Source organism: Embleya sp. NPDC050493 (assembly GCF_044458105.1).
GTDB lineage: Bacteria > Actinomycetota > Actinomycetes > Streptomycetales > Streptomycetaceae > Embleya.
In genome coordinates, this window is sequence record NZ_JBITHP010000005.1 from 1 (window position 1) to 12,650 (window position 12,650).

The following is a 12,650-nucleotide window of genomic DNA, read 5'->3' on the forward strand; positions in this document are numbered from 1 at the left end:
CACGCATCTGCGCCGCGCCCGGTGGAGCGAGAAACAACCGACGGCTCCGCCCCGACGGTTCGCCGATCGAGGCGTATCCCCGGGGACCCGTGGAGGTGGGGGGCGCGCCGGTGGGGGCGCGCCGCACACGTCGTCACCGGCGCCGTGCCCGGCGGCGTTCGGCACGGCGCTAGGGTTCCTTCCATGTTTGCCGTCACCGCCGTGAGCATCGATGCCCAGGACCCGCTGACCGGCCTCCGCCTGGGGGAACGCCCCGAGCCCGGGCACGACGGCGGCCTGCCGCCGGGCTGGACGACCGTGACCGTCAAGGCCGCGTCGCTCAACCACCACGACCTGTGGACCCTCAAGGGCGTGGGCATCACCCAGGAACGCCTGCCGATGATCCTGGGCTGCGATGCGGCCGGGATCGACGAGGACGGCAACGAGGTCGTCGTGCACTCGGTGATCGGCGGCCTCGGCACCGACGAGCCCCGGTCGATCCTGACCGAACGCTACGACGGCACGTTCGCCGAGAAGGTCGCGGTACCGCGCTGGAACCTGCTGCCCAAGCCCGCCGAGCTGTCCTTCGAGCAGGCCTGCTGCCTGCCCACCGCCTGGCTGACCGCGTACCGGATGTTGTTCACCAACTCCGGCGTGCGCCCGGGCGGCACGGTGCTCGTGCAGGGTGCCGGCGGCGGGGTGGCCACCGCGCTGGTGGTGCTCGGCAAGGCGGCCGGATATCGGATGTGGGTGACCAGTCGGGACGAGGCCAAGGGCGCTCGCGCGATCGAACTCGGCGCCGACGCGGTCTTCGCCTCCGGCGCGCGACTGCCCGAGCGGGTGGACGCGGTGATGGAGACCGTCGGCGCCGCGACCTGGTCGCACTCGGTGAAGAGCCTCAAGCCCGGCGGCACCGTGGTGATCTCCGGCGCCACCTCGGGCGACCGTCCCAAGGCTGCCGAACTGACCCGGATCTTCTTCCAGGAACTGCGTGTGGTCGGCTCCACGATGGGCGACAAGGACGAGCTCGCCGGTCTCCTGCGGCTGTGCGCGAACGGCGGGGTGCGGCCGGTGATCGACACCGTGCTGCCGCTGACCGAGGCGCGCGAGGGCTTCCGCCGGTTGGCCGAGGGCGACCTGTTCGGCAAGATCGTTCTCACCGCCTGATCGCCACACGTCGTCGGTCCGGCGTCGCCCGGGTCGTCTCGGAAGGACCGCCGGATGCCGTTGTCCCGTCGCCGCGTACTCGCCCTCGGGGCCGGTACGGGCGTGGTCGTGGCCTCCGCCGGCCTGCTCACCGCGTGCTCCGGCAACGGACTGCGCACCGGCGGCACGCTCGCCGTGGGGCTGCCGCGCCTGCCGGACGTGCTCAACCCCGTGCACTCCACGACCGAGCCGGTGCGGTGGATCGCGGATCCCGTGGTCGAGGCGCTGTACACCTACCGGGACGACACCACGATCGGGCCGGTGCTGGCCGGAGCCGATCCGCAGATCGCGCCGGACGGGCTGAGCTGGACGATCCGGCTGCGCGCGGGGGTGCGCTTCCACGGTGGGGACCCGTTCACCGCGGAGCACGTGGTGGACTGCCTGCGCCGGGTCGGCGATCCGGCGACGGCCGGGGACTGGGCGCCGTGGCTGGCGGGTCGGCTCGGCACGATCGAGGCGCCGGACGCGCAGACGGTACGGATCGGGCTGCCCAGGCCGTTCGGCGCGTTGCGGGCCGTCCTGGCCTGCCTGCCGATCCCGCATCGGGCGACGCTGGGTGATCCGCGGGCCCTGGTCGGCACCGGGCCGTTCCGGCTCGCGAGCGCGGACGGGGGAACGGTCGTGCTGCGGCGCGATCCGGACCATCGGGGCAAGGCCGTGCCGCTGGAGGGCATCGAGTTCCGTGCCGTCGCGGACGGGTCGGCCGAGCTGAAGGCGCACCGGGTGGCGGTGTACCCGCGGCCCACGCCCGACCAGGTGCGCCGGTTGCGCAAGGGCGACGACACGTACGTGCAGACCGCGAGCGGGCCCGCGGACCTGGTGGTGCTGCCGAACCTGCGCCGGCCGCCGTTCGACAACGTCGCGGTGCGGCGGGCGCTGGCGTACGGGATGGACCGGACCCGGGTGTCGCAGGACGTGTACCGGGGCGACGCGGTGATCGGGCAGGGGCCGCTGGGGCCGGGCAACGAGGGGTGGGACCCGGAGTACACCCCGTACGGTCGGGGGGTTTCGCCGACCACGTCCCCCAAGCCGAGCCCGAGTGCGACCGCGGGGCCGACGGTGGAGCCGGAGCGGGTGACCGCGATGTTCGGCGAGGCGCCGGTGCCTGCCGGCGTGCGGTTCACGCTGCTTGCGGTGGTCGGGGACGCCGCGGAAGTGCGGGATGTGGCACGGGTGTTGGCCGAGGGGTGGAATCGGGTCGGGTTCACCGTCACGGTCGAGAACGTGGACCCGGCGACATGGGCGGCGCGGCGCCGGACCGGGGACTTCGACGTGGCGCTCGTCGATCTGCGCGGGTCGGCGTATGCGGTCGGGCGGACCGGGCTCGCGGTGTTGTCTCCGGCGGTGTCGACGAGCGCGGACAACACGGGATACGCGAACCCGGAGCTGGATCGGCTGGTCGAGCAGGTTCGGGGGACGGCGGATACGGCTCGGCGGGCGACGCTCACGCGGGTGGCGGGGGAGATTGTTGCTCGCGATGCGGTGGTGTTGCCGCCGGTGTATCCGAAGTCGGCGGTGGGGCGGAGTGGGCGGGTCGAGTCGGTTTCGACGCGGCGGCTTGGGCTTGGGCGCCTGGGGTTGGCGGAGCTGCACCTTAGGGGTTAGGGGGTTTGGCCTCATGCGCCGGCCGGGCTGCTTGGCCTCAAACGCCGGCCGGGCTGGTTCGCCTCAAGCGCCGGCGGGGCTGATTTGGCCTCAAGCGCCGGCCGGGCTGGTTCGCCTCAAGCGCCGGCGGGGCTGATTTGGCCTCAAGCGCCGGCGGGGCTGAGTGGCCTCAAACGCCGGCCAGGCTGGGTTCGCCTCAAGCGCCGGCGAGGCTACTTGGCCTCAAACGCCGGCCGGGCTACTTCGCCTCAAGCGCCGGCGGGGCTGAGTGGCCTCAAACGCCGGCCGGGCTGGTTCGCCTCAAGCCCCGGCCGGGCTGGTTCGCCTCAAACGCCGGCGGGGCTGCTTGGCCTCAAGCCCCGGCCGGGCTGGGTGGCCTCAAGCGCCGGCCCGGCTGCTTGGCCTCGAGCGCCGGCCGGCCGGGTGGGTTCGGGGGGCGGCCGGCGCTCGGGGTTGGGGGTGGGTCAGGTTGGGGGGTCTTCGGTGAAGACCTCTCGGAGGTCGTTCAGGGCTGTGACGATGATGTGGCGGGCTCGGTCGAATTGGTCGGGGGTGATGCCGGCTCGGCGGGCCAGGGGGGCTACCTCGGTGCGGATCGTGTCGAGGATGGCGTCCAGGTCGAAGGAGTCGCCGGCGTGGCCGGTTCGGTCGGTTTCCTTGGCCCAGGCGTCGGTTGCCCGGTCGCGGGCCGTGGGGGGCTCGGGGTCGGCGCCGCCGAACCGGCGCCGCAGCTCGCGCTCCAGGTCGTGCAGGCCGGGCTTGCCGGCCAGGTCGACCAGGTTGTGCGCCAGGCCCTCGGCGAGGTCGGCCATCTTCTGCGAGAAGATCGGTTCCCAACCCTCGGCCATCGGACGCCGCTTGCCCTCGGCGGGCTCCGTGCGCTCCCCGGTCGAGGCGCGCGGCGCCTTGCGCACCTCGCGGGCGGCACGGCCCAGTTCCTCCCGCAGGTTCTGCGCCGAGCTGCGCACCTCGTCCCGGATCTCCCGGGCCCGCTCGTAGACCGATTCCCGGATCTGCGCCTCCAACTGGGCCAATTCCTCCTGCCGTGCCGCCAGTTCGGCCCGCCCGGCGGCGGTGATCCGGTAGACCTTCCGGCCGCCCTCGACGTCGTGCTCGACCAGACCCTCCTGTTCGAGCTTGGTCAGGCGCGGGTAGACGGTGCCCGCCGAGGGGGCGTACAGGCCCAGGAAGCGGTCCTGGAGCAGCCGGATGACCTCGTAGCCGTGTCGGGGGCTCTCGTCGAGCAGCTTGAGCAGGTACAGCCGCAGGCGGCCGTGACCGAAGACCGGGGTCATGCGATCACCTTTCCCTCCGGGGCGCGACGCAGCAGCGTCACGTCGCCCGCGATCGAGTTGATCCGAAGCCGCCCCGAGCCCTCGCCCAGCTTGCCGCTCACGTGGCTGGTGCCGAATTTGGCGCTCGTGGTCAGCTCGTCGAACACCGAGTCGACCGAGCCGGTGGCGCTGCGCACGTCCACGTGCATGTCGCCCTCGTGCGGCAGCCGTACCGTCAGATCGCCGGACACGGTGCTCAGTTGCACGTGGCTGCGGCCGACCGCGTCCAGGTCCAGGGTCATCGGGCCGGATACCGAGTTGGCCCGGACCCGGCCGCCGGTGCCTTCGATCACGGTGAGCGAGCCGGCCACGGTGACCACGCCGAGGTCGCCGGCCATCGACTCGGCGTCCACCGAGCCGTAGACGGTGTTCGCGTCGACCGTGCCGGTCAGACCGACCAGGGTCACGTCGCCGCCGATGCTGCGCACCGCGGTGTCACCGTGCATGCCGGAGACGGTCGCGTGTGCGGACACCACGACGATCTCCACCGTGCAGTCCCACGGCACGGCCAGCGAGACCTCGGCGTGCCGCCGGCCGAGCGCGCGGCCGTCCGCCATGAAGGTCTTGAAGTCCGCCCGGCGTCGGGCGTTCTGGAACCAGGTCTTCAGGTGCTTGCCGGTCAGGTCCGGATAGGAGACGACCAGTTCGCCGCTCACCTCGTCGTGGGTCACCTGGAGCGGCGGCCCCTCGACGGCGTGCACCTCCAGGCGCGGCGGCCCGTCCGTGCCCACCACGTCGACCAGTCCGCCGATCGTGCGCACGCGGAGCACGCGCACGGAGTCGAGTGTGAGGTCTCGTGGTGCGTCGATCGTCCATTGGGACATGGACCCTCCCCTTCGGGTCGGAGTGTCGAACGCGATATATCGCGAAGCTCTGTCATTCACGATATATCGCGTCTGCCGAACGTCAAGGGAACCATCGGGTCTGGTTTCGACGTTTCTCGAAGCCGAGGGACTTCGCTCATCCGCGCGTCGTGCCCGTGACGCGCGTGCGCGCGAGCGGGCACGCGGGCCGACGGCACCACCACCGGGGGCACCACGCATGCCATTCACGCTCAGCCACATCGTGGCGGTGCTGCCGCTACAGGGCGCCACCCGTACCGGCACCACGGCCGGGGACGGGGCGGGCCGGCACGGCCCGTTGATCGCGTCCGCGCTGGCCTTCGGCGCGATGGCGCCGGACGTGATCCTGTTCGTGCACCTGGACTTCCTGCCGACGCGCGCCGACCGGCAGGCCACCCACGAACTCTGGCCGGGTGTCCTGGGCCTGAACGTCGCGCTCACCGTGCTGCTCGTGCTGGCCTTCCACCTGCTCGCGAGACCGTTGCTCGTGCTGCTCCCGGACCGGATCCGGGGCGCGCTGGAGGAGCCACTGCGACCACGCCTGCCGGGCCGGCTGTACGCGGCCGCGCGGGCCCGCCGGCCGTTCCTGCGGGAGAGCGTCTCGGTCTGCGTCTGGTTCGTGGTCTCGGCCGTCCTGGGCGGCCTCACGCACATCGGCTGGGACGCCTGGACGCACCACGACGACCCGGGCGTCGCCCACGTACTGCCCGAGCTGCGCCGGGAGTTCTTCGGCCTGCGGCCGGGCTATGTGCTGCTCCAACACGTCAGCACCGTGGTCGGGCTGACCGTGGGCGCGGTGTGGACGTGGCGCTGGACGGGCCGGCTGCCGGTGCGGCCGATCACCGGCGTGCGGATGCCCGTCGCGGGGCGCTGGGCGGTACTGGGCGCGCTGGTGCTGGTCGGCGCGCTCGGCGCGGCCCGGGCGCTGCTGCCGTTCCCGGACGGGCGGGTGCCGGCCTTCGAGGTGCTCGGCTTCGACGCGGCGACCGGATTCGGCCGCGGCCTGGCGGTCGGGCTGGTGCTGTACGGCCTCTGCTGGGCCCTGTGGCACACCCGCACACTGCGACGCTCCGGCGACGCCTGAACCGCGCCCGGTCCCGCCGCACGGGCCCGGGGGAGCCGCGCGGGCCGGGGGTCGGCCCGCGCTCGGGATCGGCTATTCGTCGTCCTCGTCGTCGTCCAGCCGGGCGAGCCAGGTCGCGAGCCGTTCGACGGGGGTCTCGAACTCGGGGTTCAGGTCCACGAACGTGCGCAGCTGTTCGGCGAGCCAGGCCAGGGACACCTCCTCCTCGCCGCGTCGCTTCTCCAGCTCCTCGATGCCACGGTCCGTGAAATACATGCTCTCCGACTCCGGTGTGTGTGAGGGTGCACGGCACCCGGGTGCACGCGACTCCGCCCCGGCGCGCATCGTACGCGGGCCGGGGCGGAGTCGGTGGTTCGGCGAAAGCCGTGGATCAGCTCATCGCTTCCTCGACCAGACCCTGCTGCTCGGCCTCGTGCCGCTTGGCCGAACCGACCGCGGGCGACGAGGACGACGGACGGGCGATCCGGCGCGGGGCCGGCAGGCCGTACTCGACCAGGTTGAGCGCGATGAACGGCCACGCGCCCTGGTTGGTCGGCTCCTCCTGGGCCCAGACCAGCTCCAGGTCCTTGCCGTAGCGGTCCAGACCGTACCGCTCCAGCTCGGCCTTGAGCTCGGCCACGGGCAGCGGGTAGAGCCGCTCCACGCGCACCAGGGCGACGTCGTCGCGGCCCGACTTGGCCCGTCCGGCGGCCAGGTCGTAGTGGAACTTGCCGGAGGACATGACCACCCGCTTGACCTTGCTCGGGTCCACCGTGGTGTCCCCGATCACCGGCCGGAACTGCCCGCTGGTGAACTCCTCGATCTTCGACGCGGCGGCCTTCAGGCGCAGCATCGACTTCGGGGTGAACACCACCAGCGGCTTGTGGTGCGGGTTGAGCGCCTGCCAGCGCAACAGGTGGAAGTAGTTGCTGGGCAGGGTCGGCGCGGCCACCGTCATGTTGTTCTGCGCGCACATCTGCAGGTAACGCTCGATGCGTGCGGACGAGTGGTCCGGGCCCTGGCCCTCGTAGCCGTGCGGAAGCAGCAGGACCACACCGGAGTGCTGGTGCCACTTCTGCTCGGCGGAGGAGATGAACTCGTCCATGATCGACTGCGCGCCGTTGGCGAAGTCGCCGAACTGCGCCTCCCACAACACCAGCGACTGCGGCCGGGCCAGCGAGTAGCCGTACTCGAAGCCCATCGCGGCGAACTCGCTGAGCAGCGAGTCGTACACGGTGAACTTGGCCTGGTCGTCGGACAGGTGCGCGAGCGGGGTGTACTCGGCGCCGGACGTGCGGTCCACCAGGACCGAGTGCCGCTGGCCGAAGGTGCCGCGTCGGCTGTCCTGACCGGCGAGCCGCACCGGGCGACCCTCCATCAGGAGCGAGCCGAACGCGAGCGTCTCGCCCATCGCCCAGTCGATCGTGCCGTCCTCGACCATCGCCGCACGGCGCTGCAACTGCGGCTGCAGGCGCGGGTGCACGGCGAAGTCCTCGGGCAGCGAGACCTGCGACTCGACGATCCGCTTGACCGTCTCGTGCGCGATGCCGGTCGGGTCGATCCGCGGGAACGCGACGTCCGCCGCGGGCGCGGCCGGGGTCGCCTGCGGGGCCTGCGGTGCGGTGGCCTGCCGGACCTCGGAGAAGACCTTCTCCAGCTGGTCCTGGTAGTCCTTGAGCGCCTGCTCGGCCTCTTCGACGGTGATGTCGCCACGACCGATCAGGGCCTCGGTGTAGAGCTTGCGCACCGAGCGCTTCTTGTCGATCAGGTCGTACATCAGCGGCTGCGTGAAGGACGGGTTGTCGGCCTCGTTGTGACCCCGGCGCCGGTAGCAGATGAGGTCGATCACCACGTCCTTGTGGAACGTCTGCCGGTATTCGAACGCGAGCTGCGCGATCCGCACGCACTGCTCGGGGTCGTCGCCGTTGACGTGGAAGATCGGCGCCTCGATCATCCGCGCGACGTCGGTCGCGTAGATGGACGAGCGGGACGCGGCCGGGGAGGCGGTGAAGCCCACCTGGTTGTTGATCACCACATGGATCGTGCCGCCGGTGCGGTAGCCGCGCAGCTGCGACATGTTGAGCGTCTCGGCGACCACGCCCTGGCCCGCGAACGCGGCGTCGCCGTGCAGCAGCAGGGGCAGCACCGGGAAGTCGGCGCCCTCCATGTCGATGATGTCCTGCTTGGCGCGCACGACGCCTTCCAGGACCGGGTCGACCGCTTCCAGGTGCGAGGGGTTCGCCACCAGGGAGACCTTGACCTGTGCGCCGTCCTCGGAGGAGAACGTGCCCTCGGCGCCGAGGTGGTACTTCACGTCGCCCGAGCCGTGCATCGACTTGGGGTCGATGTTGCCCTCGAACTCGCGGAAGACCTGCGCGTAGGACTTGCCGACGATGTTGGTCAGCACGTTCAGCCGGCCGCGGTGCGCCATGCCGATCGCGACCTCGTCGAGACCGTCCTCGGCCGCGGCCGAGATGATCGCGTCGAGCAGCGGGATGGTGGTCTCGCCGCCTTCCAGCGAGAAGCGCTTCTGGCCGACGTACTTGGTGGCCAGGAAGGTCTCGAACGCCTCGGCCGCGTTCAGCCGGCGCAGGATGCGCAGCTGGTCCTCGCGGTCCGGCTTGGCGTGCGGCACCTCGACCCGCTCCTGGATCCAGCGGCGCTGGTCCGGGTCCTGGATGTGCATGTACTCGATGCCGACGGTGCGGCAGTAGGTGTCCCGCAGCACGCCGAGCACGTCGCGCAGGGTCATCAGCGCCTGGCCGGCGAAGCCGCCGACGGCGAACTCGCGCTCGAGGTCCCACAGCGTCAGCCCGTGCTCGACCACGTCGAGGTCCGGGTGCCGGCGCTGCTTGTACTCCAGCGGGTCGGTGTCGGCCATCAGGTGACCGCGGACCCGGTAGGAGTGGATGAGCTCCTGCACACGTGCCGTCTTGTTGACGTCGTCCTCGTGTGTCGCGGAGATGTCCTGCACCCAGCGCACGGGCTCGTACGGGATGCGCAGCGAACGGAAGATCTCCTCGAAGAAGCAGTCCTCGCCGAGCAGCAGCTGGTTCATCCGGCGCAGGAACTCGCCCGACTGGGCGCCCTGGATGATGCGGTGGTCGTACGTGCTGGTCAGCGTGAGCGTCTTGCTGACCGCGAGACGGGACAGGGTGTCCGCGGACGCCCCCGCGAACTCCGCCGGGTAGTCCATCGCACCCACGCCGACGATCGTGCCCTGACCGGGCATCAGGCGCGGCACCGAGTGCACGGTGCCGATGCCGCCCGGGTTGGTCAGCGAGATCGTCACTCCGGCGAAGTCGTCCACCGTGAGCTTGTTCGAGCGGGCTCGCCGGACGATGTCCTCGTAGGCCTGCCAGAAGGCGAAGAAGTCCATCTCGTCGGCCTTCTTGATGGCCGCCACCACGAGCTGGCGGTCACCGTTGGCCTTCGTCAGGTCGATCGCGAGGCCGAGGTTGACGTTCGCGGGCTTGACCAGGAACGGCTTGCCCTCGCGCTCCTCGTAGGAGTGGTTCATCGACGGCATCGACTTGGCCGCCTGGACGAGCGCGTAGCCGATGAGGTGGGTGAACGAGACCTTGCCACCGCGAGCGCGCTTGAGGTGGTTGTTGATCACGATCCGGTTGTCGATCAGCAGCTTGGCCGGAACGGCCCGCACGCTGGTCGCGGTGGGAATCGCGAGCGACGAATCCATGTTGATCGCGACACGTGCCGCCGGGCCCTTGAGCTGGACGGCCTCGGGGGATGCGGCGGGCTGCTTCTTCGCGGGCGCGGCGGGTGCCTTGGCGGCGGGTGCCTGTGCGGGCGTCGCAGGTGTGGCGACCTTGGCAGGCGCGGCTTGGGCCGGAGCCGGAGTGTCGGCCGGGAGCGGAGTCGGCGAAGGGGCCGCGTCCTGTACGCCGGTCGTCATTATCGGGTGGCTCGGGGCCGGGGCCGGAGTCGTCGTCCCCACTGCGCTCGACGGCATCGCCGTCGTCACGGGGGGTTGCGCCGGGCTCGGCGCGGGGATGCTTCCAGAGTTGTTCGTGGTACTGCTCACTGGTGTGGGGCCGCTCGGGCTTGCCACGGTGGCTGGACCGGCGGACGTCGACGGCGTCGACGACTCGCTGGGCTTGTAATCGGCGAAGAAGTCCCACCAAGCACGATCCACCGAGTTGGGATCTTGCAAATATTGCTGGTAAATCTCGTCGACGAGCCACTCGTTGGGGCCGAAGCTGGCCATCGGGTTGCTAGGGGACTGTGACGACACGGCGGCAACCGCCCTCTTCCGCTTCCTGGGGTGGTGGACAGCGGGAAACAAGGCTACGCCCTTTGACCAGTGTCGCGCAGGCCCCTCGGCCTCCGCGTCGCGTAGATCACAAACGGTTGACCGTTTAGTCGCGTTTGTTGCTTCCCGCCGTATTGGTGGTCACGGAACGTCATGTCGGGATCGTCCCGTGCAGTAAGTGACCGATCACCCGGTTACGTCGGGTCACCGGGCAGGAGCACTCGGATACGGCACCCATGGCTCGATTCGGCTACGGAAATATCACCCCCATGCAGATCCACGGCCCAGCGGGCGATCGCGAGGCCCAGTCCGGTTCCCCCGTCGGTGGACGAACTTCCGCCGCCACGGGTGAACCGCTCGAAAACCCGACCGCGCTCGCCGTACGGGATCCCGGGCCCTTCGTCCTGGACTTCCAGGCGCAGACTGCCCGGGCCCTCGTCGCGTCGTGCGTGCAGACTCACGGTGCCACCGAAGGGGCTGTGTCGGCAGGCATTGGCCACCAGATTGGTAACAACCTGATGCAGCCGTTCGGGGTCGGCCAGTGCGGTGAGATCGGCCGGCTGCACGTCGACCCGGAACCTGACGTCGCTGCTCAGCGCTCCGTTCTCCGCGGTGAGCGCGGTCAGGAACGGGCGCACCGCGAACTCGCGCGCCTGGAGCGGCACGGCCCCCGAATCCAACCGGGAAAGGTCGAGAAGTTGTGACACGAGTCGACCCAGTCGCGCGGTCTGATTGAGCGCCAGCTCCAGCGTGTCGGGATCGGGTTCCTGCACGCCGTCCACGAGATTCTCGAGCACCGCGTGCAGTGCGGAGATGGGCGTGCGCAGTTCGTGCGAGACGTTGGCGACCAGTTCGCGGCGATGTCGGTCCACCGCCTCCAGGTCGGCGGCCATCCGGTTGAACGCGCCGGCGAGGCGGCCCACCTCGTCGCGCGAGGTGGCGCGTACCCGGCGCGAGTAGTCGCCGCGGGCCATCGCCTGCGCGGCGGCGGTCATTTCGCGCAGCGGCGAGGTCATCCCGTGCGCGAGCACCAGGGTGACCGCCAGGCACGCCAGCGAGGTGAACACGAGCATGTACCGGAACCGGACCTCGGCCCGCAGCCCCAGGATGATCAGCAGCGTCGAGACGAACACGGACGCGATCACGAGCACGCCGAGCTTGGCCTTGATCGAGCGCAGCCGATCGAGCGGCCGCAGGTTGCCGCGGCTCAGCCGCAGGCGCCGCAGCCGCGCGGGGCGGGGGTCGGCGAGGTTCAGGATGGTGCCTCCAACGCGTAGCCCACGCCGTGCACGGTCCGGATCCACTCGGCGCCGAGTTTGCGGCGCAGCGCCTTGACGTGGCTGTCCACGGTACGAGTGCCGGAGGCGTCGACCCAGTCCCACACCTCGGCGAGCAACTGCTCGCGCGAGAGCACGGCGCGCGGGCGGGACGCCAGGCACACCAGCAGGTCGAACTCGGTGGGGGTCAGGTGCACCTCGTCCACCCCGAGCCGGACCCGGCGCTGGGTACGGTCGATCCGCAATCGGCCCAGGTTCAGCGCGGCTTCGGGGGAGACGGCCCGGGCGGCCGCCTCGGCCCGCTCCATCCGGCGCAACAGCACGTGCACCCGGGCGACCAACTCGCGCATCGAGAAGGGCTTGGTCATGTAGTCGTCGGCGCCCACGGCCAGACCGACCAGCAGATCGGTCTCGTCGTCGCGCGCGGTCAGCATGATCACCGGCAGGCCGGGGTGCATCGCCTGAAGCCGCCGGCACACCTCCAGGCCGTCCAGGCCGGGCAGCATCACGTCGAGGACGACCAGGTCGGGCCGGGTGGTCGTGGCCGCGGTCAGCGCCGCGGGGCCGTCGGACGCGATGAGCGCGCCGAAGCCCTCCGCCCGCAGCCGGGCCGCCACCGCGTCGGCGATCATGGGCTCGTCCTCGACCACGAGTACGAGCCGCTTTTCCCCCGTCGGGTCGGTCATACCCGCAGCCTACGTATCGTCGGCGGGCCTTGTGGGGGACTTGCCGAGCTTGCCCGGAGCGCAGGTGGCGGTCGGGGGGTTCGGGGGCGGCCGGGGGCCCGGGGCGAGGTGGCCGGCAGGTTCGGGGGAGGCGGCGGCCACCGGTGTGCGGGGTGGGTGACCACGACGTCCGGGGGAGCGATATGGGACTCGGGTACCCCATGCGAGCCGGCCCCGATTGGTACCTCAGGGGGAGGATCGGTCTAACCTGATCCGTCTACCCTGGCTGAAGCGTTGCCGCCGTACACCGCACTCCGTGATCCGGAATGCGCGATCGGGGAGTGGTCCACGACCCGGGTGGCGACCGATCCGACGGCATCGGTCGACGGTACGACCGATACCGACGGCA

Annotated in this window: 9 protein-coding genes; 3 read left to right on the plus strand and 6 right to left on the minus strand. The window is 71.1% G+C overall.

Going from position 1 to position 12,650, the window contains the following annotated elements; genetic code table 11:
• The first annotated feature begins 183 nt into the window (after positions 1–183).
• Positions 184–1,146 carry a zinc-binding dehydrogenase gene (locus ACIBM5_RS12160; protein ID WP_391581155.1) on the plus strand — a complete coding sequence of 321 codons (963 nt, stop codon included), beginning with the start codon at positions 184–186 and terminating at the stop codon, positions 1,144–1,146.
• Positions 1,147–1,200: 54 nt separating this feature from the next.
• Entirely contained in the window at positions 1,201–2,790 is a 1,590-nt protein-coding gene (locus tag ACIBM5_RS12165) for an ABC transporter substrate-binding protein (protein WP_396006780.1), read from the plus strand.
• 464 nt (positions 2,791–3,254) lie between these two features.
• Here ACIBM5_RS12165 and ACIBM5_RS12170 read toward each other — a convergent pair whose 3' ends face one another.
• Together ACIBM5_RS12170 and ACIBM5_RS12175 are read right to left on the minus strand one after the other, a co-directional pair.
• A complete protein-coding gene (locus ACIBM5_RS12170; RefSeq protein ID WP_396006781.1) occupies positions 3,255–4,085 on the minus strand; it encodes a helix-turn-helix transcriptional regulator in 831 nt (276 codons plus the stop codon).
• Entirely contained in the window at positions 4,082–4,948 is an 867-nt protein-coding gene (locus ACIBM5_RS12175; protein ID WP_396006782.1) for a DUF4097 family beta strand repeat-containing protein, read from the minus strand. Before ACIBM5_RS12175 ends, ACIBM5_RS12170 begins: the two co-directional genes overlap by 4 nt.
• A gap of 217 nt (positions 4,949–5,165) precedes the next feature.
• On the opposite strand from ACIBM5_RS12175, the gene ACIBM5_RS12180 reads away from it, so the two are divergent.
• The gene (locus ACIBM5_RS12180; protein WP_396006783.1) at positions 5,166–6,050 is read left to right on the plus strand and encodes a DUF4184 family protein; all 885 of its coding nucleotides are present in this window, start codon (positions 5,166–5,168) and stop codon (positions 6,048–6,050) included.
• A 72-nt stretch (positions 6,051–6,122) separates the two neighbouring features.
• On the opposite strand, the gene ACIBM5_RS12185 is transcribed toward ACIBM5_RS12180, so the two are convergent.
• The 4 genes from ACIBM5_RS12185 to ACIBM5_RS12200 all read right to left on the minus strand — a co-directional run bounded on the left by ACIBM5_RS12185 (position 6,123) and on the right by ACIBM5_RS12200 (position 12,262).
• A complete protein-coding gene (locus tag ACIBM5_RS12185; RefSeq protein WP_020557400.1) occupies positions 6,123–6,305 on the minus strand; it encodes a DUF6104 family protein in 183 nt (60 codons plus the stop codon).
• A 115-nt stretch (positions 6,306–6,420) separates the two neighbouring features.
• Entirely contained in the window at positions 6,421–10,254 is a 3,834-nt protein-coding gene (locus ACIBM5_RS12190; RefSeq protein ID WP_396006784.1) for a multifunctional oxoglutarate decarboxylase/oxoglutarate dehydrogenase thiamine pyrophosphate-binding subunit/dihydrolipoyllysine-residue succinyltransferase subunit, read from the minus strand.
• Between the two features lie 239 nt (positions 10,255–10,493).
• Complete coding sequence (locus tag ACIBM5_RS12195) at positions 10,494–11,603, minus strand: ATP-binding protein (protein WP_396006785.1); 1,110 nt, start codon at positions 11,601–11,603, stop codon at positions 10,494–10,496.
• Entirely contained in the window at positions 11,552–12,262 is a 711-nt protein-coding gene (locus ACIBM5_RS12200) for a response regulator transcription factor (protein WP_396006786.1), read from the minus strand. Before ACIBM5_RS12200 ends, ACIBM5_RS12195 begins: the two co-directional genes overlap by 52 nt.
• Positions 12,263–12,650: the final 388 nt, after the last annotated feature.